The organism is Ectorhizobium quercum (genome assembly GCF_026552795.1).
GTDB lineage: Bacteria > Pseudomonadota > Alphaproteobacteria > Rhizobiales > Rhizobiaceae > Ectorhizobium > Ectorhizobium quercum.
Genome location: NZ_JANFPI010000001.1, coordinates 965,378 through 992,372 on the forward strand (window position 1 = coordinate 965,378; position 26,995 = coordinate 992,372).

The window sequence follows — 26,995 nt, forward strand, 5'->3', positions numbered from 1 at the left end:
TGCTCACTGCGCCGCCGCGCCGTCCTGAAGGGGTGGCGTGGTCGCAGACCTGAAAAAATGCCGCATAACGTCCATCAATAAACCGGAATTGGGTTCGAGGCGTATGCACTGTGTTGCCCTAAGAATAAAAAGGGGCCGGTGGCACGGCAAGGGTGAATCGTTTCAGTCCAGAAAAATTGAGGAATCGGCCAATATGCGTGAACTGATCCGGACGAATGACGCAGTGATCCTTTCCTTCGCGGAAAGCCTGATGAAGGATGCGGGCATTGCCTGTATGATCGCCGACCAGTCCATGAGCGTTCTGGAAGGCTCGCTCGGGCTTCTGCCGCGCCGCTTCCTCGTCGAGGAGGCGCGCGGTGCCGAGGCCCGCCTGATCCTCGTCGAAGCCGGGCTGGAATCGGAGCTGGTCGCTTGAGCCTTGTCGAAGACATTCATGCCGAACCCGCGAGGGCCGAAACCGTCGATGCCTTCCACCGCGGGCGCTTCCACCTCGTCCAGCCGAAGGGCAGGGGGCACCGCGCCGGCGTGGACGCCATGCTGCTGGCCGCGCTCGTCGATGCCGCCGGCCCGGTTCGCGTCGCGGATCTCGGAGCGGGAGCGGGGGCCGCCGGCATGGCGGTCGCGGCGCGGATCGGCCAGGCGCAGGTGGTTCTCTACGAGCGCTCGCCGGATATGGCCGCCTATGCCCGCAAGAGCCTTGCGCTTGCCGAGAACGCCGCGATCAGCGATCGCGTGTCGGTCATCGAGGCCGATGTGACGCTGAAGGGGCGGGCTCGCGTCGCCGCCGGCCTGCCCGACGACACGTTCGATCACGTCGTCATGAACCCGCCCTTCAACGACGCGGATGACCGGCGCACGCCCGACAGGCTGAAGGCGGAGGCCCATGCCATGACGGAGGGGCTGTTCGAGGACTGGATCCGGACCGCCGGCGCGATCCTGAAGCCCGGCGGCCAGCTTTCGCTCATCGCCCGGCCGCAATCGATCGCCGACATCATCGCCGCCTGCGGGCGCCGGTTCGGCGGGCTGGAACTGACGGCGCTTCATCCGCGCCCCGGCGAGGATGCGGTGCGCATTCTCGCGACGGCGATCAAGGGGTCGCGCGCCCGGCTCCGGCTGCGGCCGGCGCTGGTGATCCACGACGGGGAGGCGCACGCCTTCTCCCCACTGGTGGACGATCTCAACAACGGCCGCGCGGCGCTGGCCCGCAACGGCCGCTGAGGCGATTCGTCCCGCCGGGCACTTGCGGTCGACCCCGGACGTCATACATGTGGGAAAACCTCCAACATGGATTCGTGCCGGAATGAAGAACCTCATCAAACGCCTGCTGCCGAAGCGCTTCCGCAAGGAAGGCACCGTCATCCCCGTCGTGCGCCTGTCCGGCGCGATCATGACGGGCGGCAGCGCCCTGCGTCCGGCGCTCAACCTCGCCTCGGTCGCGCAGATGCTGGACAAGGCCTTTTCCGTGAAGAAGGCGCCCGCCGTGGCCGTCATCGTCAATTCGCCGGGCGGCTCTCCGGTCCAGTCGCGGCTGATCTTCGCGCGCCTCCGGCAGCTTGCGGAGGAAAAGGACAAGAAGGTCCTCGTCTTCGTGGAGGATGTCGCCGCCTCGGGCGGCTACATGATCGCGCTGGCGGGCGACGAGATCATCGCCGATCCGACCTCCATCGTCGGCTCGATCGGCGTCGTTTCCGGCGGCTTCGGCTTTCCCGAACTGCTGAAGAAGATCGGCGTCGAGCGCCGGGTCTACACCTCCGGCGAGAACAAGGTGATCCTCGATCCGTTCCAGCCGGAAAAGGCAGCCGACATCGAATACCTGAAAACCCTCCAGCACGAGATCCACGACGTTTTCATCGGCATGGTGAAAGCCCGGCGCGCCGCGCGTCTCGCCGACGATCCCGACCTGTTCTCCGGCCTGTTCTGGACCGGCACGAAGGCGCTCGAACTCGGCCTGATCGACGGTCTCGGTGATCTGCGCGGCACGCTTCAGGCCCGCTACGGCAAGGATGTGAGGCCGGAACTGGTCACGGCGGCCAGGGGCTTCTTCGGCCGCCGCATTCCCGGTGTCGATGCCGGCGGACCGGAGCGTATCGCCGCAGCCGCCGCCGGCGGTCTTGCGCAGACCGTCGAAGAAAGGGCATTGTGGGCCCGCTTCGGACTGTAATCGCGGGCTTCGCATGACACGTATTCTCTTCTTCATCGCCGTTGCCGCGGCGGTCTACTGGTTCTACCGCCGCTTCACCGCGGATGCGAAAAGCCTGACGCGCAAGCAGAAGCGTCGGTCGCGGGAGGTGCGAAACCGCGCGCACGGCACGCTCGTGAAGGACCCGAAGACCGGCGAATACCGGGTGAAGAAGGACGACGAAGAGTAGGGGTTGCGAAAATCGGCCGGGGCGGCAGCCGCCCGGAACAGGGCGCGAGGCCTATTCGCGCTTGACCCCCGCGCTTCGGCGTGGCACTCGTCCGCATCCGAAAAACAAGCAAGCGCCTCCGTCCATGAACGCCACGAACCTGCCCGCTCACATGCATCCCTCGCGCTCCTTTCAGGGGCTGATCCTGACGCTCCAGACCTACTGGGCCGACAAGGGCTGCGCCATTCTCCAGCCCTACGACATGGAAGTGGGTGCGGGCACGTTCCACCCGGCCACCACGCTGCGCGCGCTCGGCCCGAAGCCGTGGAAGGCGGCTTATGTGCAGCCCTCGCGCCGCCCCTCCGACGGGCGCTACGGCGAGAACCCCAACCGTCTCCAGCATTATTACCAGTATCAGGTCATCCTGAAGCCGAACCCGTCGAACCTTCAGGAGCTTTACCTCGGCTCGCTGGCGGCCATCGGCCTCGATCCGCTGGTCCACGACATCCGCTTCGTGGAGGACGACTGGGAAAGCCCGACGCTCGGCGCCTGGGGTCTCGGCTGGGAATGCTGGTGCGACGGTATGGAAGTCTCGCAGTTCACCTATTTCCAGCAGGTCTGCGGCATCGAATGCGCGCCGGTGGCCGGTGAACTGACCTATGGTCTCGAACGGCTGGCCATGTACGTTCAGGGCGTCGACAACGTCTACGACCTGAACTTCAACGGCCGCGAGGGCGACGAGAAGATCACCTATGGCGACGTCTTCCTTCAGGCGGAGCAGGAATATTCCCGCTTCAATTTCGAATTTGCCGACACCGAACTGCTGCACCGCCACTTCATCGACGCGGAAAAGGAATGCCTGGCGCTTCTTTCCGCCGGCGCGCCCGGCGATTCGAACGGCCTGCACAAGTGCGTCTTTCCCGCCTACGACCAGTGCATCAAGGCGTCGCACGTCTTCAACCTGCTCGATGCGCGCGGCGTGATTTCGGTGACGGAGCGCCAGAGCTACATCCTGCGCGTGCGCACGCTGGCCAAGGCCTGCGGTGAGGCCTTCCTGCTGACGGAAGCCGGTGGCGTGAATGCCAGGCGCGAAGCGGCCTGACGGGCATGGCGCGCGGGCGGGGTGACATTTCCTGCTCGTCCGACTAGTCTCCGGGCAAAACATGAGCCGGAGGAGTCTCCCTGTGTCGACCTATATTCTTCTCGCGATCGTGGCGGTCGCGCTCTATGGCGTCTTTCTCTACAACGGCCTCGTCAGGGCGCGCCAGATGGCGGAGGAAGCGTGGTCCGGCATCGACGTGCAGCTCAAGCGCCGCGCCGATCTCGTTCCGAACCTCGTCGAAACGGTCAAGGGCTATGCTTCGCACGAGCGCGAGACGCTGGATGCGGTGATCGCCGCCCGTAACAGGGCCATCGCCGTTCCGGCGGGCGATGTCGAGGGCCGCGCGGCGGCGGAAGGCGTTCTGGGCCAGGCCCTCGGCAAGCTCTTCGCACTTTCCGAAGCCTATCCCGACCTCAAGGCCAACGAGAATTTCCTGGAGCTTCAGCGGGCCCTCGACAGTCTGGAGGGCGAGGTGCAGATGGCGCGCCGCTACTATAACGGCGCCACCCGCGACCTCAACGTCAAGGTCGAGAGCTTCCCGTCCAACCTCGTCGCCAGCCGGTTCGGCTTTGCCAAGAAGCCCTATTTCGAAATCGACGATCCGGCCGACCGCGCCGTTCCGTCCGTGACATTCTGAAGGCCGCAATGACTGCCGACAAACTGACCATCCTGCCGCCCGCCCGACCGCTTTCCGGCGCGGTGAGCCCGCCGGGCTCCAAGTCGATCACCAACCGCGCCCTGCTGCTGGCCGGACTGGCGAAGGGCGAGAGCCGGCTGACGGGTGCGCTGAAAAGCGACGACACGCTCTACATGGCCGAGGCGCTGCGCGCGATGGGCGTCGCGGTGGAGGAGCCCGATGCGACGACCTTCCTCGTCCGCTCGGCGGGCGTCCTGAAGGAACCGTCCGGGCCTCTCTTCCTCGGCAATGCCGGCACGGCGACCCGCTTCCTGACGGCTGCGGTTTCGCTGGCGAAGGGGCGCTTCGTCATCGATGGCGACGCGCACATGCGCAAGCGGCCCATCCTGCCGCTGGTCGAGGCGCTGCGCTCGCTCGGCGTCGCCATCGATGCGCCGACCGGCTGCCCGCCGGTGACGGTCGAGGCCACGGGCGCCTTCGCAAAGCACCGCGTCGTCATCGATGCCGGCCTGTCCAGCCAGTACGTGTCCGCCATCCTGATGGCGTCGGCGCTGGCCGATGCGCCCTTCGAGATCGAACTGGCCGGTGCCGAGATCGGTGCGCGCGGCTATATCGACCTGACGCTGGCGGCCATGCGGGCCTTCGGCGCGCGGGTGGAGCAGGTGTCGCCCGCCATCTGGCGCGTCGCGCCGACCGGCTATACGGCGACCAACTTTCACATCGAACCGGACGCCTCGGCCGCCACTTATCTCTGGGGCGCGGAAGTGCTGACGGGCGGCGCGATCGATATCGGCACGCCGGCGGACGCCTTCACCCAGCCGGATGCCCGGGCCCACGCGGTCATCGCCGCCTTCCCGCACATGCCGGAGGTGATCGACGGGTCGCAGATGCAGGATGCGATCCCGACGATTGCCGTCCTTGCCGCCTTCAACGAAAAGCCGGTGCGCTTCACCGGCATCGCCAATCTGCGCGTCAAGGAATGCGACCGCATCCGCGCGCTCTCCACGGGCCTGAACGCCATCCGCCCCGGCCTTGCCGAAGAGGAGGGCGACGAGCTGATCGTCCATGCCGATCCGTCGCTGGCCGGCCAGCGCCTGCCGGCGGAGATCGACACCTTCGCCGATCACCGCATCGCCATGAGCTTCGCGCTGGCCGGGCTGAAGATCGGCGGCATCGCCATCCTCGATCCCGGCTGCGTGGCGAAGACCTACCCGGCCTACTGGGATGCGCTCGCAAGCCTTGGCGTCGGATTCAGCCGCGAGGCCGCATGAAAACGCTTCTTCGCTTCTTCGTCGTCCTTGTCCTCGCCCTTGGCGCTGCGGCGGGCGCTGCACGGGCGCAGGAATATATTCAGTCCTACCACGCGGATATCGAGGTTTCTCCCGAAGGACCGCTGACGGTGGTCGAGACCATCCAGGTGCGGGCGGAAGGGCTCAATATCCGGCGTGGCATCTACCGCGATTTTCCCCTTTTCCAGACCGGGCCGGGCGGGGCGAGGCGCGAGGTCGATTTCAGGGTGATTTCGGTGGAGCGCGACGGCCAGCCGGAAAACTGGTTCACGGAAAGCATTTCCGGCGGCGTGCGCATCTATACCGGTGATCGCGACGTGCTCCTGGCCCGCGGCCCGCATGTCTACCGCATCACCTACGAGACGGGGCGGCAGATCCGCTATTTTGAGGATCACGACGAGCTTTACTGGAATGTCACCGGCAACGGCTGGCGGTTCGCCATCGCCGAAACCTCGGCCACCGTCACCCTGCCGCCGGGCACAAGCGTGCTGGAGACGGCGGTCTACACCGGCCGCCTGAACGAGACCGGCCAGGATGCCCGCGCTGTCGTCGAGGGCAACAGGGTTTCCTTCTCCTCGACCCGTCCGTTCCGGGCGGGCGAGGGGCTGACCATCGCCGTCAAGCTGCCGAAGGGCGTCGTCGCGCCGCCTTCGGCAAGCGAGGAGCGCCGGTGGTGGTTCCGCGACAACCGCGTGCTGATCGTCGGCATCGGCGGGCTGCTGGCGGTCCTCGCCTATTATTTCCGCGCCTGGACCGCGGTGGGGCGCGATCCGCCCGCCGGTGTCGTGGTGCCGCGCTGGGACCCGCCGGAGGGCATTTCGCCGGCGCTGGTCAACTACATCGACAACAAGGGTTTTTCCGGCCAGGGGTGGACGGCGCTGTCCGCCTCGGCGCTCGACCTCGCCGTCAAGGGTTACGTGACGCTGGAGGACCTGAAGCGGTCCATCGTCATCCGCCGCACGGACAAGCCGCTGTCCCCGCAACTGCCGGCGGGGCAGGCCGCGCTCCTGTCGGAAATCGGCGCGGCAGGCCGTGAACTCGTCATCGACAAGGCCAATGGCGAGCGGGTCCGCACGGTGGGCAGACGCTTCCGCGCGGCCATCGAGAAGGAGCATAGCGGTAAATATTACCGCAGCAATGCGGGTTACATCGCCGGCGGCCTCGCGCTTTCGGCGGCGGCTCTCGCCTGCCTTCTGGCGTTCGGGGGGCTGCGAGGCGACGAGGTGGCGCTGATGGTCATGCCGGTCGTGGTGGCTGTTTTCGCCGGCCTGATCGCGGTGAGGATCGGCAGGAGCTTCCGTCCGGGCGGTTCCCTCGCGAGCCGAATCGGCGCGATCATCGTCCTCGGCTTCATCGGCACCTTCTTGCTCAGCGTCCTCGGCACGCTCTTCGCGACGGTGATGACGGAAACGGCCGATCGCGCCGCGATTGTCACGCTGCTCGCCGGCGGCGGCATCGCTCTGGTCAATGCGCTGTTCTTCTTCCTGATGGGCGCCCCGACGCCGCTCGGGCGCCGCCTGATGGACGGGATCGAGGGGTTGCGCACCTATCTGAGGCTGGCCGAGAAGGACCGTATGAACATGGCCGGCGCGCCGGAAATGTCGCCCGCCCATTTCGAGAAACTGCTGCCCTATGCGGTGGCGCTCGGCCTCGAGAAGCCGTGGACGAAGACCTTCGAGACCTGGCTGGCCTCCGCCGCCGCGGGCGCTGCCGCCGCAACGAGCTACCAGCCGGTCTGGTACGCCGGCAATCTCGGCTCGTTTTCCGACCGGATCGGCAACTTCTCCTCCTCGATGGCGTCCACCATCGCTTCCACCATTCCCCAGCCGTCGCCTTCCTCCTCCGGTTCCGGCTTTTCCGGCGGCGGCGGTTTTTCAGGCGGCGGCGGCGGTGGCGGCGGCGGGGGTGGCTGGTAAGGCCCTTTCCGGCGAAAACCTGGCCCTTGCGGCGTGACATTTCCCCCGCGGCTTGCTAGAGCCTGCCGCAATCATTCCAACAGTCAAAGTCAGCGACAATGCCCGATCTTCTGCTTGAACTCCGCTCCGAAGAGATTCCCGCACGCATGCAGCGCAAGGCTGCCGGCGACCTGAAGAAGCTCGTCACCGATGCGCTGGTGGAAGCGGGCCTGACCTATGAGGGCGCGCGCGAATACTGGACGCCGCGCCGTCTGGCGCTCGACATTCGCGGCCTGACCGCCCGTTCCGCCGATATCCGCGAAGAGAAGAAGGGCCCGCGCACCGATGCCAACGAGAAGGCCATCGAAGGCTTCCTTCGCGGCGCCGGCCTTTCGTCCGTTGCCGAGGCGCAGGTGCAGAGCGATCCGAAGAAGGGCGATTTCTATGTCGCCATCGTCGAGAAGCCGGGCCGTCCCGCGCAGGATATCGTCGCCGAGGCGATGCCGGGCATCATCCGCAATTTTCCCTGGCCGAAATCCATGCGCTGGGGGGCCGCCTCCGCCCGGCCGGGGTCGCTGCGCTGGGTGCGCCCGTTGCAGTCGATCGTCTGCACGCTCGGCTCCGAACATGACGAGACGACCGTCATTCCGTTCGAGGTGGATGGCATCGTCGCCGGAAACGTCACCTATGGCCACCGTTTCCACGCGCCGGACGCGATCACCGTGCGCCGCTTCGAGGACTATGCCGCGTCGCTGGAGCGGGCCAAAGTGGTGCTCGACGCCGAGCGCCGCAAGGATATCATCCTGCACGATGCCCGCGATCTGGTCTTCGCCTCGGGGCTGGAACTGGTCGAGGACGAGGGCCTGCTGGAAGAGGTCTCCGGCCTCGTGGAATGGCCGCAGGTGCTGATGGGCTCCTTCGAGGAGGAGTATCTGGCGATCCCCTCGGAAATCATCCGCCTGACCATCAAGACCAACCAGAAATGCTTCGTCACCCGCGCGCCCGGAGCGGAGACACTGTCGAACAAATTCATTCTGGTTTCGAACATCGCCGCGACCGATGGCGGCCGGGAAATCGTCCACGGCAACGGCAAGGTCGTGCGCGCCCGCCTGTCGGACGCCAAGCACTTCTGGACCCGCGACCAGGGCGACCTGCCGGACCTCGGAACGCTGGAGGCCTCCGCCGCGAAATTCGGCCTCGATCTTGCCAGGCCGCTCGACCAGCGCATGGCCAAGCTGGACCATCTCAATGTCACCTTCCATGCCAGGCTCGGCTCGCAGGGGGAGCGCGTCAGCCGCATCCGGGCACTCGCCGCCGAACTCGGCAAGACCGTCTTCGCCGGCATGACGGAGACCGCGAAGGTCGCGGAGCCGGACATCGCGAAGCTTTCGGAAGCCGAATTCCTGAAGCTGGTGGACCGTGCCGCAGTGCTCGCCAAGGCCGACCTGCGCACCGAAGCGGTCGGGGAGTTCCCGGAGCTTCAGGGCGTCATGGGCCGCAAATACGCCCTGCTTCAGGGCGAGGCCGAAGCCGTCGCCGCCGCCATCGAGGACCATTACAAGCCGCAGGGCCCTTCCGACCGGGTGCCGGCCGGGCGCGTGGCGCTGACGGTGGCGCTGGCCGACAAGCTCGACACGCTGACCGGCTTCTGGGCCATCGACGAAAAGCCGACCGGCTCGAAGGACCCCTATGCCCTGCGCCGGGCCGCGCTCGGCGTGGTGCGCATCCTGCTGGAACGGGATATCCGCCTGCCGCTGCTGCCGGTTGTCGGCAATGCCGATCTTCTCACTTTCTTCCATGATCGCCTGAAGGTCTATCTGCGCGACCTCGGCGCGCGCCACGACCTGATCGACGCGGTGCTGACGTCCGAATCCGACGACCTGCTGATGATCGCCCGCCGCGTCGAGGCGTTGACGGCCTTCATCACCGGCGATGAGGGGTTGAACCTTCTGGCCGGAACCAAGCGCGCCACCCAGCTTCTCGCGGCGGAAGAGAAGAAGGGAGCCGTCGTCGGCGATACGATCGACGAGGCGCTTCTGAAGCTCGATGCGGAAAAGGCGCTCCACGCGGCAATCCGCACCGCCTCGGCCCAGGCGGCGGAAGCCGTGCAGGCGGAAGACTTCCGTGGCGCGATGAAGGCCCTGTCGGCGCTGCGCGCCCCGGTCGACCGCTTCTTCGAGGACGTGCTGGTCAACGACGAAGACCCGGCCATCCGCGCCAACCGCCTGGCGCTGCTGAAAGCGATCCGCGCCGCAACCGGCACGGTCGCCGATTTCTCGAAGATCGCCGGCTAAGGGGGCTGCCGTAGCATACAGAAGCCGCCGGAGTGACGCGGCGGTTCAAACTGCTGACAAACGGTTCATTGCCCACTTTCGTCATGGTCGGGCTTGACCCGACCATCCACCGCGCCGCTTGCGGCGTGGAGCCTTGGGGCTCGAGCCCGAGGGTGACAAAGGAGAGGGTACGTCAATACATTAAGCCGCCGGATCGCTTCGGCGGCTTTTTTTATCGCATTTCTACCGCAGGCGCAGTTCGAAGTCCGGGAAGTCGTTCGGCGGTGCGGCGGGGGCTTGCGGGGCGACGGCGGCGGTCGTTGCGGTGGAGTCGATGCCGTCGGCGGGGGGCGGGGCGGCGGCGACGGGGGGCGTATCGGTGCCGATCAGCGGCTTGCCGGTCATGGCCGCTTCCATTTCGGGCGTCAGCCTCTGGTAGAACACGGCCGGCGAGCCGCCCATCCACCTGTCGGTGCGCATGATGACGCGCTCGCCGTGGAAATCGCGGATTTCCTCTTTCTGCACGCCGCTTTCCAGCACGGGCACCTTGTATCCGGAATAGGTTTCCGGCGGCTTCGGCGCCGGGCAGTCGGGGCAGCTCATGCGGATGATGCTGCCGTTTCCAAGGCGCGTGCCGTTGATCACCTCGATGGACGAAGCGAAGGACGGTGCGGCGGCAAAGGTTGCGATGGCGGTCAGGGCAATCACGCGCATGACAGTTTCTCCCTCATCATGGGGAGACGATAGCGCCGCTTCGTTTCGATCCCGTCAGAAGAAAGGGTAAAATTTGAATGAAGCGGCCGCTTCCGGGCAAAAACGGCGGCGCGTGAGCAGCCCTTTCGCCCGTTCGTGCGCCAGAACGGGGCAGTATTCGTTTGCCCCGGGGCTCAGACCTTTTCGCGGGCCACGGCGCGCCAGCCGATGTCGCGGCGGCAGAAGCCGTTTTCCCAGTCGATGCGGTCGACGAGCGCATAGGCACGGGCCTGCGCCTCGGCCACGGTCGCGCCGGTCGCCGTCACGTTGAGAACGCGCCCGCCGGTCGCCACCAGTTGGCCGGACTTCAGAGCCGTTCCGGCGTGGAAGATCTTCTCGCCTTCGCCGGTTTCCGGCAGCGGGGCGATCGGCGTGTTCTTCTCGTAGGAGCCCGGATAGCCCTTCGAGGCCATGACGATCGTCAGCGCCGGGCCATCGTGCCATTCGGCGCTCACCCGGTCGAGCGTGCCGGTGGCGGTAGCGTGAAGGAGCGGCAGGAGGTCGGATTTCAGCCGCGTCATCAGCACCTGGCATTCCGGATCGCCGAAGCGGACATTGTATTCGATCAGTTCGGGGCCTTTTGCGGTGATCATCAGCCCGGCGAAGAAAACGCCGCTGAACGGATGGCCGTCCGCCGCCATCCCGGCGATCGTCGGCTCGATGATCTCCCTCATGGTGCGCTCGACCATCTCCGGCGTCATGACCGGGGCGGGGGAATAGGCGCCCATGCCGCCGGTGTTCGGGCCGGTGTCGCCGTCGCCGACGCGCTTGTGGTCCTGCGCGGTCGCCAGCGCCAGCGCGTGCGTGCCATCGGACAGCACGAAGAAGCTCGCCTCCTCGCCGTCGAGAAAGGCCTCGACCACCACTTCTGCACCCGCTTCGCCGAACGTGCCGGAGAAGCAGTCGTCGATGGCCGCCAGCGCCTCGTCGAGCGTCATGGACACCGTTACGCCCTTGCCGGCGGCAAGGCCGTCGGCCTTCACGACGATGGGCGCGCCCTGTTCGCGCACATAGGCTTTCGCGCTTTCGGCGTCCCTGAAGCGCTGATAGGCGCCGGTCGGGATGCCGTGGCGGGCGCAGAGATCCTTGGTGAAGCCCTTCGAGCCTTCGAGCTGTGCGGCGGCGGCGGAGGGACCGAAGACGGCGATGCCGTCGGCCCGCAGCCGGTCGGCAAGACCGGCGACCAGCGGTGCTTCCGGCCCGACGACGACGAGGTCGATACCCTTTTCCGTCGCGAAGGCGGAAACGGCGGCGTGCTCGTCCGGGTCGATGCCGGCAGGCTCGGCGTGCTCGAAAATGCCGGGATTACCCGGCGCGGCATAGAGCGTTTCGAGAAGCGGCGACTGCGCCAGCTTCCAGGCCAGCGCATGCTCGCGTCCGCCCGATCCGATCAGGAGCACTTTCATGGTCAAATCCCCGCGAGAGCCTTTAGTGCGTAAGACAAAACGTACCTTACAGGGGCGGTTAAGGGCAGGGGGCGAAAAGGTCAAGCGGAGATTGGGATTGAGCCCCCCTCATCCGGCTGCCGGGACCTTCTCCCCGTCGGGGAGAAGGGGAAAACGGAGACCTCGTGGCATACCCCTTCTACCCTTGGGGAGAAGGTGGCGGCAGCCGGATGAGGGGGGCTCCCCGGCTTTCCCTGTGGAATCGAACACCCCCGCGTTGCCATGCCGCATTTCCCCGCTAGATTGCCGGCTCCTCATAACGAATCCGAGAGTGACGATGGCCAACGACATTCAATCCCTGAGCGTGACGATCGCGGCGGTTATCGGTGCGAAGCCGGCGCAGGCAGCGGCCGCCATCGAGCTTCTGGACGGCGGCGCGACGGTGCCGTTCATCGCCCGCTACCGCAAGGAAGTGACCGGCGGTCTGGACGACACGCAATTGCGCGATTTGTCCGAACGCCTCGTCTATCTGCGCGAACTGAACGCGCGCCGCGCGTCCATCGTCGAATCGATCCAGACGCAGGGCAGGATGACGGACGAGCTTCTGGGCAAGCTCAACGCTGCCGCCACCAAGGCCGAACTGGAAGACCTCTACCTGCCCTACAAGCCGAAGCGCCGCACCCGCGCCGAAATCGCCCGCGAACGCGGCCTCGGGCCGCTGGCCGAAGCGATCCTCGAAAACCGCGCCGCCGACCCGTCGAAGCTTGCGGAAGCCTATCTCACGCAGGAGGTGCCGGACGTGAAGACGGCGCTGGACGGCGCGCGCGATATCGTCGCCGAGGGCATCGCCGAAAACGCCGATCTGCTGAAGGTGCTGCGCGACCATATGAAGGCCCGCGCCGTGCTGCGGTCGAAGGTGGTGGACGGCAAGCAGGAGGCGGGCGCGAAATTCTCCGATTATTTCGACCATGTCGAACGCTGGGCCACCGTTCCCGGCCACCGGGCGCTCGCCATGCTGCGCGGCTGGAACGAGGAAGTGCTGTCGCTGACCATCGAGGTGGATCAGGACGATCCCTCGCCGGTCAAGCCGGCCCAGGCGAAGATTGCGGCCGCTTGCGATATCCGTGATCGCGGCCCGGCCGACCGCTGGCTGATGGATGTCGCCGGCTGGACCTGGCGCGTCAAGCTGTCCGTTTCGCTCTCGCTCGACCTGATGCGCGAGATGCGCGAGCGGGCGGAGGAAGAGGCGATCCACGTTTTTGCCCGCAATCTCAAGGACCTGCTGCTGGCCGCACCCGCCGGCTCCCGCGCGACGATGGGGCTCGATCCGGGCATCCGCACCGGCGTCAAGGTGGCGGTGGTGGACGGCACCGGCAAGCTTCTGGAAACCGCGACGGTCTATCCCTTCCAGCCGCGGAACGACGTGCGCGGCGCGCAGGCCGAGCTGGCAGGACTCATCCGCCGGCACAAGGTGGAACTGATCGCCATCGGCAACGGCACGGCCAGCCGCGAGACCGAGCGGCTCGTCGCCGACCTGCTGGCGGACCTGCCCGCGCCGAAACCCACCAAGGTGATCGTTTCGGAGGCGGGGGCTTCCGTCTATTCGGCATCGCAGACGGCGGCGAACGAGTTTCCCGGCCTCGACGTGTCGCTGCGCGGCGCGGTGTCCATCGCCCGCCGCCTTCAGGACCCGCTGGCCGAACTCGTCAAGATCGAGCCGAAATCCATCGGCGTCGGCCAGTACCAGCACGATGTCGACCAGGGCAGGCTCGGCCGCTCGCTCGATGCCGTGGTGGAGGATGCGGTGAACGCCGTCGGCGTCGATCTCAACACGGCCTCGGCGCCGTTGCTCGCCCGGGTTTCCGGCCTCGGCGGCTCGCTGGCGGAAGCCATCGTCGCCCATCGCGATCAGGAAGGCCCGTTCCGCAGCCGCAAGGAGCTGATGAAGGTGCCGCGCCTCGGTGCCCGCACCTTCGAGCAATGCGCCGGCTTCCTGCGCATCCCGAACGGCGCGGAGCCGCTCGACGCCTCCGCCGTCCATCCGGAAGCCTATGACGTGGCGCGCCGCATCGTCGCCGCCTGCGGCCGCGACCTGCGCGCGCTGATGGGCGACAGCGCGGCCTTGAAGGCGCTCGACCCGCGCCGCTTCATCGACGGGAAATTCGGCCTGCCGACCGTGAAGGACATTCTTTCCGAGCTTGAGAAGCCGGGCCGCGACCCGCGTCCGAGCTTCAGGACCGCGACCTTTGCGGACGGGGTGAACGAGATTTCTGACCTGAAGCCCGGCATGATGCTGGAGGGCACGGTGACGAACGTCGCCGCCTTCGGCGCCTTCGTCGATATCGGCGTTCATCAGGACGGGCTCGTCCACGTCTCGCAGCTTGCCGACCGGTTCGTGAAGGACCCGCACGAGGTGGTGAAGGCGGGCGACGTGGTGAAGGTGCGCGTGGTGGAGGTCGATGCGAAGCGCAAGCGAATCGGCCTTTCCATGCGCAAGGACGACGGCAGCACGTCAGCGGCCTCGCCGCGCGGCGAGCGCCCGGCGCCCGGCGGGCGGCCGCCGGCGAAAATGTCGACCCGGCCGGAAAAGCCCGCGCAGGGCGCGCTCGGCGCCGCACTTGCAGAAGCATTGAAAAAGCGTTGAGAAAAACTCATCATGACGCGATCACTCAGAAGTGATTTCGTCACTTCAAAGGGCTTGCCTCGCTGGCGCAAGGGATTAAGTTTCATGACACGGGCATGAAAGTTAATGCGGTTCCGGGGGTGTTGAATGACCTCTTCCTTGCGTTTGCTATTGCATAAAATCATTGCGACCGGCTCCCTCCGGTTGACGGACCATTCAGGAGCGACGGAAACCTACGGAGATGGCAGCGGAAAGGCCGTCGCCATCCGCTTCACGGACGAGGAGGCGGAGGAGGCCGTCGCCAACGACCCGCTCCTCAAGCTCGGCGAAATGTACATGGACGGCCGGATGGTGCTCGAAGAGGGCGACATCTACGACTTTCTGGCGCTGGTGAAGGAAAATACCCGCAGCGAGGCGCTCACCTGGAAGATGGTCGGCCTCACCGTCGCTCGCATCGCCGCCGCACAGGTCAGGTCCCGGCTGCCGGTCAACCACAACCGCCGCAATGTCGCGCACCATTACGATCTGAACGCCAGGCTCTTCGACCTTTTCCTGGATCGGGACTGGCAATATTCCTGTGCCTATTTCAATCCGCCGGGCATTTCGCTGGATGAGGCGCAGCAGGCCAAGAAACGCCATATCGCCTCCAAGCTTCTGCTCGAGCCCGGGCAGAAGGTGCTTGAGATCGGCTCCGGCTGGGGCGGGATGGCGATGTATCTGGCGGAGGCCGCGGCTGTCGACGTCACCGGCATCACGCTTTCGGAGGAGCAGTTGCGCGTCTCGCGGAACCGGGCCGAAAAACGCGCACTGGCCGACACGGTGCGCTTCAAGCTTCAGGATTATCGCTATCTGCCGCCGCAGAAATACGACCGCATCGTTTCGGTCGGCATGTTCGAGCATGTCGGCATCGGCAATTACGGCCGCTTCTTCGGCAAGGTGGCCGAGGTGCTGGACGACAACGGCGTGATGCTGCTGCATTCCATCGGCCGACCGAAGCCGAGCTATGTCACCAACCCCTTCATCGAGAAGTATATTTTCCCGGGCGGCTATATTCCGGCCGTCGGCGAGGTGCTGCCTGCCATCGAGAAGGCCGATCTTCTCATTCGCGACGTGGAAATCCTGCCGCTGCACTACGGCCATACGCTGCGTCACTGGCGCGAGCGATTCGTGGCGCGCAAGGAGGAGGCGGTCGCCCTTTACGACGAGCGTTTCTTCCGCATGTGGGAGTTCTATCTGGCCGGCTCGGAAATGGCCTTTACCCACGAGGAACTGTTCATCTTCCAGATCCAGATCGCCAGGAACCAGAACGTCGTGCCTGACAACCGCGATTACATCGCCGAGGCCGAGGCCCGGTATCGCACCTTCGAGGCGGGCCGCCCGCCGCTGGAGCCGGTCGCGTTCTGAGCGTCGCGGGTCTCTTCGCGCCCCGCCGGTTAACGCGACGGTAAGCCTAACGGATTATTCTCCGCGCAGTTGAGCGGCCCCGCCGGTGGGCCGTTTTGTATTGCGTTTTCCGGAGACATGATCTGTGTTCAAGCCCGCATTCGTTCTTCTCGCCCTCGGTTTCCCTCTTCTCCATGCCGGAACCGCTGCCGCGGAAGGCAGTCTCTGGTCCGGAAACTGGGCGTTGACGCTCGGTGGAACCGGCTTCGTCGGCCCGAAATTCGAGGGCTCGAAGAAGAGTTCGTTCCAGTTCTCGCCGATCATTTCGCTCGGCAAGCAAGGGGAGGGCCCGCGTTACGTCTCCCGCAACGACAACGCGTCCGTGTCCCTGTTCGACCAAGGCGCCTTCCGCGCGGGTATCGCCGGCAAGCTCGTCATGCCGCGCGATGCCGACGACGAGCGGGAATTGCAGGGCATGCGGGATATCAAGCTCGGCGTGGAACTCGGCGGTTTCGCGGAAGTCTATCCGACGGAGAATTTGCGCGTCCGCGGCGAAGTGCGGCAGGGCTTCCGTAGCCATCACGGTGTCGTGGCCGATGTCGCGGCTGATGCCTTTGTCGATGTCACGCCGAACATCCGGGTTTCCGCCGGCCCGCGCATCCGCTTCGCCAGCGCCGACTACTTCGACCACTATTACGGCGTTTCCGCCGCGCAGGCGGCGTCGGGCGGCCCGAGCGCCTACAATCCGGGCGGCGGCGTTCATTCGGTCGCCGTCGGCGGCGCCATCGATTGGAAGCCGACCGACAGGTTCACGGCGTCCTCCTTCGTGGAATATCGCCGCCTGACGGGCCCCGCCGCCGATTCCAGCCTTGTGCGTGAACGCGGCTCGGCCAACCAGTTCGTGGTCGGCCTGTCCGCCAGCTACAAGTTCAATTTCACGCTGGATTAGACGCGGCTCTGGCCCGACCGGGATCGCGCCGGCCGCGTGAGGCTTGACCACGGCCGGGGCGGGCCGGTACTGGAAAGGGCAGGGGAGCCGCCGCATCGTGCCGGCAGCGCAGTCCCCGTCTTCGGGTACGGGAGCCTTCGATGGCGGAAAGTGCAGGCAAGGACTGGCGCGTGTCGGACGCGCCGTCTGAAAACTGGGTCTATCGTTTCCTGCCGCGCGGCCTTTGGCCCTATGCGCAGCTTGCGCGCTGGGACAGGCCGATCGGCTGGCAGCTTCTGATGTGGCCCTGCTTCTGGTCGTCGGCGCTCGCCGCCAACGTCGCCAAGGCGGAGCATCAGTTTTACCTGCCGCTGTTCGTCTTCCATCTGTTCCTGTTCTTCGCCGGCGCGGTCGCCATGCGCGGCGCGGGCTGCACCTGGAACGACCTCGCCGATCACGACATCGACGCGCAGGTCGCGCGCACCCGGTCGCGGCCGCTGCCCTCCGGGCGCGTCACCCGCTTTCAGGCGAAGCTTTTCATGGCCGCGCAGCTTGCCGTCGGGCTGCTGGTCCTGCTCCAGTTCAATACATTCTCCATCCTGCTGGCCATCTCCTCGCTGCTGGTCGTGGCGGTCTATCCCTTCGCCAAGCGCTTCACCGACTGGCCGCAGCTCTTTCTCGGCCTTGCCTTCTCCTGGGGCGCGCTGATGGGCTGGGCCGGCATGTTCGGCACGCTCTCGGTCGCCGCCGTCCTGCTTTATGCGGGAGCGGTCGTCTGGACCATCGGCTACGACACGATCTACGCCCATCAGGACAAGGAGGACGACGCGCTGGTCGGCGTGCGCTCGACGGCCCGGTTGTTCGGAAGCCGGACGAAGATCTGGCTCTGGCGGCTTTACGGCGCGACTTTCGTCGCCATCGCGGCCTCCTTCGCGCTGGCCGGTGTCGGCGCGGCCGCCTATCTCGGCCTCCTCGCCGCCGCCGCCGTGCTGGTCTGGCAGATCGTCGTGCTCGATATCGACGATCCCGTGCAATGCCTCGCCCTGTTCAAGGCCAACGGCCGGGTCGGCGCGCTGGTCTTCGCCGGATTGGTGCTTGCCCTTTTCTTCCTCCCGGGCTGAGCCGGGAGGCGAAACGGAAAGGACCCGGCTTCGTGGGAAGCCGGGCCCGGTCATGCGCGGGGCGGTGGATGTGCCGGAACCGGAGAGCGATCCCGCGGTTCAGGTCCGCGCGATGATCTCCTTGCCCTCGATCTTCATCGCCACGCCGAGCGAGCCGGTCTTGCGGCGAACGAGGAAGCGCGGGCGGCGGTTGGCGAAATAGGAATGGCGCCGGCGTTGCGTCGCCATGTCGGGGCGCGGCTCGCCGATATGGTCTTCCAGCGGGCGGGCGATGCCGTCGGCCTCGACCATCAGCATCGGCAGGCGGAAGGCCACCGACCATGTGCGCCAGTCGGCGGCGATGTCGCAGAGATCGTGCGCGACCAGCAGCGGAATGCACAGGTTCGGGTCCTGGTGGTGAAGCTCCAGCGTCACCGTCATGCCGCCGTCGCCGTGGTCGATGGCGCGGGCGGCAATGCCCTTGAATGCGCGGGTCGGCAGGGCGAAGGAGATCGGCAGGCCGCTGGAGGGCAGCATCCGGCGCAGGACGGCGCCGCGCTCGTCGAGCGTCACGCTGACATTGCCGTTTTCTCCGCTCAGCGCGTACTCCACCTGCTGTGGAAAACGGGCCGGATCGATCCGGAGTGCTGCTTCTGCCCATGCGGGCTTGAGAACCGTGTTAGCCATCGAGATTCTTTCCCTTGTCTTGCCTTCGGAGTCTTCCGCTCCTGAAGTGGCGGGACGTTTTCGTCCTCTGATGGCTCTCACGATATCGCCGCTCCGTTCGATACCGCTTAAAAATCGCGGTAAAGAAACCCTTGCCGTTTCTGATGGTTAGCGGTTTTGCCAACGGACAGGGTTGAGAAAGTGTTTCCTCCTGTCCCGCAAGGAGACGCAAGCGCCAGCCGGCCGGGCCGGGAATGTGTAAAGCTTCGGTTAAGGAAGCGGCGCTAGAATGGCCGCCTGATCGTGCGACGCGATGTTTGCGTTACGATACGGGCCATGACCTCGGCCTTTTCCATCAAAGGAATTGTTGCGTGGCCCTGTCGACCTATACCAGCTACCTCATCGTTTCGAAGGACGTGAACACGTCGCTCAACCGGGTGGCATCGCAGGCGATGGTCAAGCGCGACACGGAGTATTATCAGGCCAATATCGGCAACGTGACCTCCGTCGACGAGTTCATGGCCGACTACCGCCTCTATTCCTATGCGACGAAGGCTTACGGTCTGGAAGACATGACCTATGCCAAGGCGTTCATCCGCAAGGTGCTGGAAAGCGACCTGACGGACAGCAACAGCTTCGCCAACAAGCTGACCGACAAGCGCTACCAGGAATTCGCCGCCGCCTTCAATTTTACCGGCGGCACCAGGGCGGCCCAGTCCGGCGCCCAGGAGGCCGACCTGCTGGCGGCCTACGAGGCGTCGTTCAGTGCGCAGGAAGCCGGGATCAACGCCGAGACGAGCTATTACGATACAACCATCGACGCCATCACCAGCGTCGACGGTCTGGTGAACAACAGCCGGCTGATGAGCTACGTGCTCAAGGCCAACGGCGTCTATTCGGATTACTACTCGCAGGACAAGCTGAGGCAGTTCCTGACCAGCGACATGGACGATCCGTCGAGCTATGCCAATGTCGAATATGTGCAGAAGCGCGCGACGCTGCTTCAGGACAACAGCGACATGCAGCAGATCACCAGCGTGATCTCCAGCCGCAACACCCTCGTCAACGCCAATGCGAACATCGACGCGCAGCTCAACAATCCGGACTCGACGCTGACGGCAGAACAGCGCCAGCAGCTCGAGGCGACCAGAGCCGCCAACCAGCAGACGATCGCCGGTTACGACAGCACCCTTCAAAGTGCCGTGGGCACCACGGACACCGCCGAACTGGCCGCCATCCGCTCGCGCTACAGCGCGGCGATCAGCGAGAACACGCGCCTCGTCGGGGTCATCGATTCCTTCCTGGCGCTGAAGGAGCAGTTTTCCTTCAACGCCGACGGCTCGCTGGCGGGCGCCACCGCGCAGACGGCGGAACAGAAGGAGGCGGTGACGACGGCCTATCTTCAGAACGTCTCCACCGGCCCGTCCTACACGCTCTTTACCGCCAACAAGGCGCATTACGAGCAGGTCATCGCCAATGCCACGACCGTCGACGATCTGGTCAACGACGCGCGTGTCGTGGAATATATCAAGACGGCCTACGGCATCAGCGCCATCACCGACGCATCGACCCTTCGCGGCATGCTGCTGAGCGACCCGGACAATTCCGGCAGTGCCGCCGCGATCAAGGGCTTCCAGGATTTCCCGCGCCTGTTCAACTTCAATTCCGACGGCACCGTGAAAAGCGGCATGACCGCGCAGAGCAACGAGACGATCACCTACACGAATGCGCGGGGCGTCGAGGTGACGGTCAACCCGCTGGCGGATAGTGCGTCCCGCTACAGGGCGAACTATCTCACGGCCTTCCAGGACGACATCGACGTCGCGATGGAGAACTACGAGAAGCGCATCGACGCGGTGCAGTCGGTCGACGATCTTTTCACCACGAACACGAGCTACTGGCAGAGCAATTCCGTCCAGTCCAGCGACTATGCGACCTACAGCAAGCAGCCGGAACTCTGGCAGATGGCGCTGGATGCATTCGGCGTGGATTCGACCAAATATTCCGAACACAAGCTTCGCCGCATCCTGACCAGCGACCTCGACGATCCGAAGAGCTACGTCTATTCGTTCAAGGACGAGAACCTGGTGAAATTCGCCAAGGCGTTCAACTTCGACACCCAGGGCAATATCGACGTGCCGCAGCAGGCGCAGTCGGAGCAGGTCGTCAACGATCTCACCTCGGAATACAAGTCCCGCATGGTCCGCTTCCTCTCCGGCAAGGAAGCCGAGACTGCCGCCGAGAAGGCCGATGCGGAGATCGGATACTACAAGGAGCAGGTCGCGCGCATCACGACGGTCGACGAGCTTCTCGCCGACTCGCGGCTCGTGAACGTCATGCTCCAGTCGCGCGGCATCGACCCGACGTCGGTCACGACCGCCGATCTGAAGAAGATGTTCCTGTCGGATCTGTCCGATCCGAAGAGTTTCGTGAACCAGCAGGACAACAGGGAACTGGCGGAGCTGGTCGCCTCGTTCAACTTCGACAGCGAGGGCAATCTCACTCAGGACAAGGACGTCATCGGCACCGTGCAGCAGCGCGGAGACGTGATCGAGACCATCAACCTCTATGTCCGCCAGACGCTGGAGGAGAACGAAGGCAATGCCTCCGAGGGCGTGCGCCTGGCGCTCTATTTCCAGCGCAAGGCGCCGGACATCACCACCGCCTACAACTTCCTCGCCGACACCGCGCTGACGCAGTTCTTCACCACGGCCTTCAGCCTGTCCGACTATTTCTCCAGCATGGACGTGGATCGCCAGAAGGAGATGGTCGAGAGGATGGTCGACGTGAAGCGGCTGGGCGATCCGGATTACGTGCGCACGCTGGTCCAGCGCTACACGGCCCTCTACGATGCGGCCAATAACACCGTTTCCTCCGCGGCACTGACCCTGCTGACGTCGTAGTGCCGCGCCGGTTTTTCACAGCCTTTTTTCCGGGCCGGTTCGCATGCACCGGCCTCTTTCATATTCGCGGATTCGAGGCGTTGACGTATTTCGGCCTTCGATATATTCGGTGAAACATATCGAAAGGAAGATTGCCATGAAACGTTTCACCGTGTCCGCCCGCCTTGGCGGCTTCATGCTCATGCTGCTGGCGCTGTTCGCCACTGTCCCCGCCCAGGCCGCCGAAAAGGTCACGGTGTTCGCCGCCGCCAGCCTCAAGGACGTGCTCACCGCCATTTCCGACGACTGGAAGGCGGAAACCGGCAACGATGTCGTCCTGTCCTTCGCCGGCAGTTCGGCGCTCGCCAAGCAGATTGGCGAGGGCGCGCCGGCCGACGTGTTCATCTCCGCCGACCTCGACTGGATGGATAATGTCGAGCAGCAGGATCTCCTGAAGGAGGGCACGCGCTTCTCGCTGCTCGCCAACCGCATCGTGCTGGTCGCACCCGCCGATTCCACCGCTGCGCTGACGATCGCGCCCGGCTTCGACCTGGCCGGCACGCTCGGCGACGAGAAGCTTGCGATGGCCAACACGGACAGCGTTCCCGCCGGCAAGTACGGCAAGGCCGCGCTGGAGAAGCTCGGCGTCTGGGATGCCGTCGCACCCAAGGTTGCGCAGGCCGAGAACGTCCGCGCCGCGCTGCTGCTCGTCGCCCGCGGCGAAGCGCCGCTCGGCATCGTCTACGAAACCGATGCCAAGGTCGATCCGCAGGTGAAGATCGTCGACCGTTTCCCCGAGGATACGCACGCGCCGATCATCTATCCCGCCGCCGTTCTCAAGGATGCCAGCTCCCCGGTCGCCACCGCGTTCCTCGACGCGCTGAAGACGGACAAGGCGAAAGAGGCCTTCGAAGCCGCCGGTTTCACCGTTCTGGCGCAGTAAGCCGGAATGGACCTGTCCGATGCCGAATGGGTCGCCGTCGCGCTCAGCCTGAAGGTGGCGGTGGTTGCCGTCGCCTTTTCCCTGCCCGTCGGCGTGGCCGTGGCTGTGCTCCTGTCACGCAGCCGGCTGCCGGGCATGGGCATCCTCAACGGGCTCGTGCATCTGCCACTCATCCTGCCGCCGGTCGTCACGGGCTATCTGTTGCTGATCGCCTTCGGGCGGCGCGGCTTCTTCGGCGCGTTTCTCGACCAGTGGTTCGGGCTGGTCTTCTCCTTCCGGTGGACGGGGGCGGCCCTTGCCGCCGCCGTCATGGGCTTTCCGCTCATGGTGCGCTCCATCCGGCTTTCGCTGGATGCGGTGGACCGCAAGCTGGAGGCGGCGGCCGCGACGCTCGGCGCCAGCCCCGTGAAGGTCTTTTTCACGGTCACGCTGCCGCTCATCCTGCCCGGCATCGTCGCAGGCGCCATTCTCGGCTTCGCCAAGGCGCTCGGCGAATTCGGCGCCACGATCACCTTCGTCTCGAACATTCCGGGTGAAACCCAGACGCTCGCCGCAGCCATCTACACCTACACCCAGGTTCCCGGCGGCGATGCGGGCGCGGCGCGGCTGACGGCGATCTCGATCGTCATATCGCTTGCCGCCCTGATCGGCTCCGAATTCCTGTCGCGGCGGATCGCGCGGAGGGTCGGCGCATGACGTTGCAGGTCGACATCACCCAGAAGCAGGGCGATTTCACGCTCCGGGCCGCTTTTTCCGGCGCGGACGGCCTCACGGCGCTGTCCGGGCCGTCCGGTTCCGGCAAGACGACGCTCATCAACCTGATCGCCGGCCTCGTGCCGCTCCAGGAAGGCCGCATCGTCTTCGGCGGCACGGTGTGGAACGACACGCGCAAGGGCATCTTCGTGCCGCCGCACCGGCGCCGGATCGGCTATGTCTTTCAGGAGGCGCGGCTCTTTCCGCATATCAGCGTGCGTGCCAATCTGGCCTATGGCATGGGCCGCGTTCCCAAGGCCGAACGCCCGGCGCGCATGGCGCGCGTCGCCGGCCTGCTGCGGATCGACCATCTGCTGGATCGCCGTCCGTCCGGCCTCTCCGGCGGCGAGAAGCAGCGCGTCGCGCTTGGCCGCGCGCTTCTGTCGGCGCCCGACCTTCTGCTGATGGACGAGCCGCTATCGGCCCTCGACGCCGCGCTCAAGGCGGAAATCCTGCCCGATATCGAACGCATCCGCGATGCCGAAGGCATTCCCATCCTCTATATCAGCCACTCGATGGAAGAGGTGGCGCGGCTCGCGACGCGGGTCGTGGCGATGGAGGCGGGTCGCGTCGTCGCAACCGGCGGCCCGGAAGCGGCGCTCGCCAGCGCGATCCCGGGAAAGCGTGCCGGCGCCTTCCTTGACGCGACGATCGCCGAGATCATGGACGGGGAGGGGCTGATGCTGGCCCGCTCCGCCGCCGGGCCGCTCTATCTGCTTGCCGCGCCGGTTTCCGTCGGAAAGGCGGTGCGCGTCTTCGTGCCGGCGTCGGAGGTGATGCTGTCCGTCGGGCTGCCGCAGGAAATCTCCGCCCTCAACCGTCTTTCCGGAACCGTTGCCGGCGTCAAGGAAGGGGCGGCGTCCGTCACCGTGGAACTGGATTGCGGCGGCGAGACCGTGCTTGCCGAAGTCACCCGCCGCTCGGCCGAGCGGCTGGGGATCGCGCCGGGCGTGGCGCTCAACGCACTGTTCAAGGCGGTGCGCATGGAGCCCGAAAGCCTGTTCCGGCAGACGGGTCAGCCGGACCTTTCCGAAGCGGCCAGCGCCGAAGCGAGACAGTCTAGGTCGCTTTCGATGGTGCTGCGCGTCGCCTGCTCCATGCGGCGGTAGCGGGCGAGAAGTTCCTGACCGAACGGGGTCAGTTCCGCGCCGCCGCCGGCCTTGCCGCCGTGTCGCGTCACCACCGAAGGCTCGCGGAACATGCGGTTGATCTCATCGACCAGCATCCAGGCGCGGCGATAGGACATGTCCATCGCCGCCCCGGCCGCGCTGATCGAGCCGTGCCGCTCCACGAGTTCGAGAAGATCGGCCTTGCCCGGCCCGAGACGGAAACCGTTCGGAAAATCGATGCGCAGCGACGTTCTCGCAACCCCTTCGTTCATGATTGCGCCTTGAGCACCTTGTCCGGGTTCATGATGCCCGCCGGATCGAAGGCGGACTTGATGCGGCGCATGAGCTGCATCTCGATGCCATCGCCGCGCACCTCCGCCAGTTCGTCGCGCTTGATCTGGCCGATGCCGTGTTCGGCGGAAATGGAGCCGCCATGCCGGATGACGATGGCGTGGACGATGCGGTTGATCTCGTGCCAGCGGGCGAGGAAGGCCTGCTTGTCGGCGCCGATGGGTTGCGAGACGTTGTAGTGGATATTGCCGTCGCCCATGTGGCCGAAGGCGCAGATGCGCGCGCCGGGGATCGCCTCCATGACAGCGTCGCCCGCCTCGGCGATGAAGGCGGGTATCCGCGAAACGGGCACGGAAACGTCGTGCTTGATCGAGCCGCCTTCGGGGCGCTGCGATTCCGACATGCTCTCGCGCAGGTGCCACAACGCATCCTGCTGGGCGACGGAGGAGGCGATCACGGCGTCGTTGATGATGCCGCGCTCGAAGGCCTGTTCGAGAACGCTGGTCATCATCGCGGCGGCCGTTTCCTCGGAATCGGCGGTGGAGATGTCGATCAGCGCGTACCAGGGATGCACGCCATCGGGCAGCGGGTCGCGCACGCCCTCGATGTGCCTGACGGTGAATTCGAGACCGATGCGGGCGATGATCTCGAAGCCGGTCAGCGCCGTGTGGCACAGGCCGGAGGCGAGATCGAACAGGGCCAGCGCGTCTTCCGGCGTATTCAGCCCGGCAAAGGCCACCTGATGGCCGACGGGGCGGGGGAAGAGCTTCAGCACCGCCCCGGTGATGACGCCGAGCGTGCCTTCCGAGCCGATGAAGAGGTCGCGCAGGTCGTAGCCGGTATTGTCCTTCTTCAGCCGGCGCAGCCCGTCCCAGATCTCGCCGGTCGGCAGCACCACCTCAAGGCCGAGGCAGAGGTTGCGGGTGTTGCCATAGGCGAGAACGCCGGTTCCTCCCGCATTGGTCGCAAGGTTGCCGCCGATGCGGCAGGATCCTTCCGCGCCGAGCGACAGCGGAAACAGTCGGTTGACGCCTTCCGCCGCCTTCTGAACATCGGCCAGGATGACGCCGGCGTCGCAGACCAGCACGTTGGCCACCGGGTCGACATCGCGGATGCGGTTCATACGCTCGATCGAAAGCACCACGTCCGGCTTGTCCCGGCGCGGGATCTGCCCGCCGACGAGGCCGGTATTGCCGCTCTGCGGCACGATGGCCGTGCCGGTTTCGCTGGCAAGTTTCAGGATCGCCGCGACCTCCTGCACCGAGCCGGGGCGCAGGACGAGGGGCGAGGCGGCCGGGTAGAAGGCGCGCGGCTCGCGCAGATAGGGTTCCTGCGCCGCCGGTTCGCGGATCGCATAGGCGCTGCCGACGATGGCGGCGAAACGGTCGAGAAGGGCGCTGGAGGGAGCGGCGTCGGTCATGATGCTTCGTCTTTTTCCGGTCTCGGGGCGGCGGCGCGGGCCAGCCGGTCGTTGACGGCCTCGCCAAGGCCGGTCGGGGGAATGGGGGAAACGGCGATGGAGGTGGCGCCGGTCTCGTCGGCCCGCTTCATCAGTTCGAACAGGCGGGAGGCGGCCTCCGCCGGATCGCCCGCGGCGCTGAGCGCGAAGACGGCGACGGCCGCGTCCTCGCCCGGAACGGCAGCGGAGCCGAATTTCAGGAACGCCTCGCCGGGGCGCACCTCGGTGGCGCCGATGCGCACGGCGGCGCGCGGCGCGTAATGCGAGGCCAGCATGCCCGGCGCCTCGATGGCCGCCGACGCGGCCTGGCCGCGGCTGACCGGCACGCCCGCGACGCGCTCGATGTCGTCGACGGAAAGCCCGCCGGGCCGCAGGAGCCTCAGCGTGCCGTCGCCCTCCACCTTGACGATGGTGGATTCGACCCCGACCCGGGCCGGGCCGCCGTCGAGAATGAGTTCGATCCGCTCGCCCAGTCCCGCCTCGACATGGGCGGCGGTCGTCGGGCTGATCCGTCCGGAGGGATTGGCGCTCGGCGCGGCGAGCGGCTTTCCATAGGCGGCGATCAGCCTGCCGGCAAAGCCGCGTGGAACGCGGATGCCGACGCTCGGCAGGCCGGCGGTGGCTTCCGGCGCGATCGGGCTGCCGGCCCTGAGCGGCAGGACGAGGGTGAGCGGGCCGGGCCAGAAGGCTTCCGCCAGCCGCCGCGACAAGGGGTCGAAATCGGCATGACGCTCGGCCATGACGAGATCGGACATGTGGCAGATCAGCGGGTTGACGCTCGGCCGGCCCTTGACGGCGTAGATGGTGCGCACGGCGCCGGAATCGGTGGCGTCGGCGGCGAGCCCGTAGACGGTCTCGGTGGGGATCGCGACCGGCAGGCCGCGTGCGAGCACGGCAACCGCCTGCGCGAGCGAGGCTTCCTCCTGCCCTTCGATCTGAAGCGTTTTCGCCATTCCGTTCCGCCTTCCGAAGGCCCGAGTCCTTAGCGCGGAACGATACGGGCAATCAATCGTTTTAGCCGTGCAGGCGACGCGCAAAAGCACTTTTTCGTTGAGCGCTCTGTTCCCCCGCGGCATCGTGGGGGTGGGAGGTTCCGTTAATGCGCGGTTCAGGCGGCGCAGGCTAGAACGGATACATCAAGAGGTCGGCAGGCGCCGACCGATAACTGGAGGGATG

At 66.1% G+C, this 26,995-nt stretch carries 23 protein-coding genes; 17 read left to right on the forward strand and 6 right to left on the reverse strand.

The window, feature by feature from the left end:
* Positions 1-193 precede the first annotated feature (193 nt).
* The 9 genes from NOF55_RS04350 to glyS all read left to right on the forward strand — a co-directional run bounded on the left by NOF55_RS04350 (position 194) and on the right by glyS (position 9,565).
* Positions 194-415 carry a putative signal transducing protein gene (locus NOF55_RS04350; protein ID WP_306410075.1) on the forward strand — a complete coding sequence of 74 codons (222 nt, stop codon included), beginning with the start codon at positions 194-196 and terminating at the stop codon, positions 413-415.
* A complete protein-coding gene (locus NOF55_RS04355; protein ID WP_306410076.1) occupies positions 412-1,218 on the forward strand; it encodes a tRNA1(Val) (adenine(37)-N6)-methyltransferase in 807 nt (268 codons plus the stop codon). The genes NOF55_RS04350 and NOF55_RS04355 overlap by 4 nt, the downstream gene beginning before the upstream one ends.
* A gap of 82 nt (positions 1,219-1,300) precedes the next feature.
* Positions 1,301-2,161: a S49 family peptidase gene (locus tag NOF55_RS04360; protein WP_306410077.1), complete on the forward strand. Its 861-nt coding sequence runs from the start codon at positions 1,301-1,303 to the stop codon at positions 2,159-2,161.
* Positions 2,162-2,174: 13 nt separating this feature from the next.
* Positions 2,175-2,369: an NfeD family protein gene (locus tag NOF55_RS04365; protein ID WP_306410078.1), complete on the forward strand. Its 195-nt coding sequence runs from the start codon at positions 2,175-2,177 to the stop codon at positions 2,367-2,369.
* Between the two features lie 124 nt (positions 2,370-2,493).
* Complete coding sequence (locus NOF55_RS04370; RefSeq protein ID WP_306410079.1) at positions 2,494-3,450, forward strand: glycine--tRNA ligase subunit alpha; 957 nt, start codon at positions 2,494-2,496, stop codon at positions 3,448-3,450.
* Positions 3,451-3,532: 82 nt separating this feature from the next.
* Positions 3,533-4,087, forward strand: a complete 555-nt coding sequence (locus tag NOF55_RS04375; protein ID WP_306410080.1) for a LemA family protein — start codon at positions 3,533-3,535, stop codon at positions 4,085-4,087.
* A gap of 8 nt (positions 4,088-4,095) precedes the next feature.
* Positions 4,096-5,358, forward strand: a complete 1,263-nt coding sequence (locus tag NOF55_RS04380) for a 3-phosphoshikimate 1-carboxyvinyltransferase (protein ID WP_306410081.1) — start codon at positions 4,096-4,098, stop codon at positions 5,356-5,358.
* The gene (locus NOF55_RS04385) at positions 5,355-7,292 is read left to right on the forward strand and encodes a DUF2207 domain-containing protein (protein ID WP_306410082.1); all 1,938 of its coding nucleotides are present in this window, start codon (positions 5,355-5,357) and stop codon (positions 7,290-7,292) included. Before NOF55_RS04380 ends, NOF55_RS04385 begins: the two co-directional genes overlap by 4 nt.
* Before the next feature lie 98 nt (positions 7,293-7,390).
* Positions 7,391-9,565 (forward strand): glycine--tRNA ligase subunit beta, encoded by a 2,175-nt coding sequence (gene glyS, locus NOF55_RS04390; RefSeq protein ID WP_306410083.1) that lies wholly within the window; start codon positions 7,391-7,393, stop codon positions 9,563-9,565.
* Positions 9,566-9,787: 222 nt separating this feature from the next.
* Here the strand turns inward: glyS and NOF55_RS04395 are convergent, their stop codons facing one another.
* Positions 9,788-10,258 carry a plant virulence effector HPE1-like domain-containing protein gene (locus NOF55_RS04395; protein ID WP_306410084.1) on the reverse strand — a complete coding sequence of 157 codons (471 nt, stop codon included), beginning with the start codon at positions 10,256-10,258 and terminating at the stop codon, positions 9,788-9,790.
* 173 nt (positions 10,259-10,431) lie between these two features.
* Positions 10,432-11,703, reverse strand: coding sequence for a phosphoribosylamine--glycine ligase (gene purD, locus NOF55_RS04400; protein WP_306410085.1), 1,272 nt, complete (start codon positions 11,701-11,703; stop codon positions 10,432-10,434).
* Between the two features lie 316 nt (positions 11,704-12,019).
* Here purD and NOF55_RS04405 point away from each other — a divergent pair, with 316 nt between their 5' ends.
* The 4 genes from NOF55_RS04405 to ubiA all read left to right on the forward strand — a co-directional run bounded on the left by NOF55_RS04405 (position 12,020) and on the right by ubiA (position 17,737).
* Entirely contained in the window at positions 12,020-14,326 is a 2,307-nt protein-coding gene (locus tag NOF55_RS04405; RefSeq protein WP_306410086.1) for a Tex family protein, read from the forward strand.
* 126 nt (positions 14,327-14,452) lie between these two features.
* A complete protein-coding gene (locus NOF55_RS04410) occupies positions 14,453-15,709 on the forward strand; it encodes a cyclopropane fatty acid synthase (RefSeq protein ID WP_306410087.1) in 1,257 nt (418 codons plus the stop codon).
* A gap of 124 nt (positions 15,710-15,833) precedes the next feature.
* Positions 15,834-16,637, forward strand: a complete 804-nt coding sequence (locus NOF55_RS04415; RefSeq protein ID WP_306410088.1) for a MipA/OmpV family protein — start codon at positions 15,834-15,836, stop codon at positions 16,635-16,637.
* Positions 16,638-16,777: 140 nt separating this feature from the next.
* Positions 16,778-17,737, forward strand: a complete 960-nt coding sequence (gene ubiA, locus NOF55_RS04420; protein ID WP_306410089.1) for a 4-hydroxybenzoate octaprenyltransferase — start codon at positions 16,778-16,780, stop codon at positions 17,735-17,737.
* 99 nt (positions 17,738-17,836) lie between these two features.
* Here ubiA and NOF55_RS04425 read toward each other — a convergent pair whose 3' ends face one another.
* The gene (locus tag NOF55_RS04425; protein ID WP_306410090.1) at positions 17,837-18,403 is read right to left on the reverse strand and encodes a DUF6101 family protein; all 567 of its coding nucleotides are present in this window, start codon (positions 18,401-18,403) and stop codon (positions 17,837-17,839) included.
* A gap of 350 nt (positions 18,404-18,753) precedes the next feature.
* Here NOF55_RS04425 and NOF55_RS04430 point away from each other — a divergent pair, with 350 nt between their 5' ends.
* From NOF55_RS04430 to modC, 4 genes are all read left to right on the forward strand, one after another.
* Complete coding sequence (locus tag NOF55_RS04430) at positions 18,754-21,285, forward strand: DUF1217 domain-containing protein (RefSeq protein ID WP_306410091.1); 2,532 nt, start codon at positions 18,754-18,756, stop codon at positions 21,283-21,285.
* Positions 21,286-21,421: 136 nt separating this feature from the next.
* Positions 21,422-22,207 (forward strand): molybdate ABC transporter substrate-binding protein, encoded by a 786-nt coding sequence (gene modA / locus NOF55_RS04435; RefSeq protein WP_306410092.1) that lies wholly within the window; start codon positions 21,422-21,424, stop codon positions 22,205-22,207.
* 6 nt (positions 22,208-22,213) lie between these two features.
* Positions 22,214-22,903: a molybdate ABC transporter permease subunit gene (modB, locus tag NOF55_RS04440; protein ID WP_306410093.1), complete on the forward strand. Its 690-nt coding sequence runs from the start codon at positions 22,214-22,216 to the stop codon at positions 22,901-22,903.
* Entirely contained in the window at positions 22,900-24,069 is a 1,170-nt protein-coding gene (modC, locus tag NOF55_RS04445; RefSeq protein WP_306410094.1) for a molybdenum ABC transporter ATP-binding protein, read from the forward strand. Before modB ends, modC begins: the two co-directional genes overlap by 4 nt.
* Here the strand turns inward: modC and NOF55_RS04450 are convergent.
* The 3 genes from NOF55_RS04450 to NOF55_RS04460 are packed head-to-tail and all read right to left on the reverse strand — an operon-like array spanning position 23,976 to position 26,772.
* Positions 23,976-24,341, reverse strand: a complete 366-nt coding sequence (locus tag NOF55_RS04450; protein WP_306410095.1) for a winged helix-turn-helix domain-containing protein — start codon at positions 24,339-24,341, stop codon at positions 23,976-23,978. The genes modC and NOF55_RS04450 overlap by 94 nt on opposite strands.
* A complete protein-coding gene (locus NOF55_RS04455) occupies positions 24,338-25,780 on the reverse strand; it encodes an FAD-binding oxidoreductase (protein ID WP_306410096.1) in 1,443 nt (480 codons plus the stop codon). Before NOF55_RS04455 ends, NOF55_RS04450 begins: the two co-directional genes overlap by 4 nt.
* The gene (locus tag NOF55_RS04460; RefSeq protein WP_306410097.1) at positions 25,777-26,772 is read right to left on the reverse strand and encodes an L-threonylcarbamoyladenylate synthase; all 996 of its coding nucleotides are present in this window, start codon (positions 26,770-26,772) and stop codon (positions 25,777-25,779) included. Before NOF55_RS04460 ends, NOF55_RS04455 begins: the two co-directional genes overlap by 4 nt.
* Between the last annotated feature and the right edge of the window lie 223 nt (positions 26,773-26,995).

What these genes read in the sequence shown, in the direction of transcription:
- NOF55_RS04350 (WP_306410075.1), top strand. Translation starts at nt 194, where the DNA reads ATGCGTGAACTGATCCGGACGAATGACGCAGTGATCCTTTCCTTCGCG.
- NOF55_RS04360 (WP_306410077.1), top strand. Translation starts at nt 1,301, where the DNA reads ATGAAGAACCTCATCAAACGCCTGCTGCCGAAGCGCTTCCGCAAGGAA.
- NOF55_RS04365 (WP_306410078.1), top strand. Translation starts at nt 2,175, where the DNA reads ATGACACGTATTCTCTTCTTCATCGCCGTTGCCGCGGCGGTCTACTGG.
- NOF55_RS04370 (WP_306410079.1), top strand. Translation starts at nt 2,494, where the DNA reads ATGAACGCCACGAACCTGCCCGCTCACATGCATCCCTCGCGCTCCTTT.
- NOF55_RS04380 (WP_306410081.1), top strand. Translation starts at nt 4,096, where the DNA reads ATGACTGCCGACAAACTGACCATCCTGCCGCCCGCCCGACCGCTTTCC.
- NOF55_RS04385 (WP_306410082.1), top strand. Translation starts at nt 5,355, where the DNA reads ATGAAAACGCTTCTTCGCTTCTTCGTCGTCCTTGTCCTCGCCCTTGGC.
- glyS (WP_306410083.1), top strand. Translation starts at nt 7,391, where the DNA reads ATGCCCGATCTTCTGCTTGAACTCCGCTCCGAAGAGATTCCCGCACGC.
- NOF55_RS04395 (WP_306410084.1), bottom strand. Translation starts at nt 10,258, where the DNA reads ATGCGCGTGATTGCCCTGACCGCCATCGCAACCTTTGCCGCCGCACCG.
- purD (WP_306410085.1), bottom strand. Translation starts at nt 11,703, where the DNA reads ATGAAAGTGCTCCTGATCGGATCGGGCGGACGCGAGCATGCGCTGGCC.
- NOF55_RS04405 (WP_306410086.1), top strand. Translation starts at nt 12,020, where the DNA reads ATGGCCAACGACATTCAATCCCTGAGCGTGACGATCGCGGCGGTTATC.
- NOF55_RS04410 (WP_306410087.1), top strand. Translation starts at nt 14,453, where the DNA reads ATGACCTCTTCCTTGCGTTTGCTATTGCATAAAATCATTGCGACCGGC.
- ubiA (WP_306410089.1), top strand. Translation starts at nt 16,778, where the DNA reads ATGGCGGAAAGTGCAGGCAAGGACTGGCGCGTGTCGGACGCGCCGTCT.
- NOF55_RS04425 (WP_306410090.1), bottom strand. Translation starts at nt 18,403, where the DNA reads ATGGCTAACACGGTTCTCAAGCCCGCATGGGCAGAAGCAGCACTCCGG.
- modA (WP_306410092.1), top strand. Translation starts at nt 21,422, where the DNA reads ATGAAACGTTTCACCGTGTCCGCCCGCCTTGGCGGCTTCATGCTCATG.
- modB (WP_306410093.1), top strand. Translation starts at nt 22,214, where the DNA reads ATGGACCTGTCCGATGCCGAATGGGTCGCCGTCGCGCTCAGCCTGAAG.
- modC (WP_306410094.1), top strand. Translation starts at nt 22,900, where the DNA reads ATGACGTTGCAGGTCGACATCACCCAGAAGCAGGGCGATTTCACGCTC.
- NOF55_RS04450 (WP_306410095.1), bottom strand. Translation starts at nt 24,341, where the DNA reads ATGAACGAAGGGGTTGCGAGAACGTCGCTGCGCATCGATTTTCCGAAC.
- NOF55_RS04455 (WP_306410096.1), bottom strand. Translation starts at nt 25,780, where the DNA reads ATGACCGACGCCGCTCCCTCCAGCGCCCTTCTCGACCGTTTCGCCGCC.
- NOF55_RS04460 (WP_306410097.1), bottom strand. Translation starts at nt 26,772, where the DNA reads ATGGCGAAAACGCTTCAGATCGAAGGGCAGGAGGAAGCCTCGCTCGCG.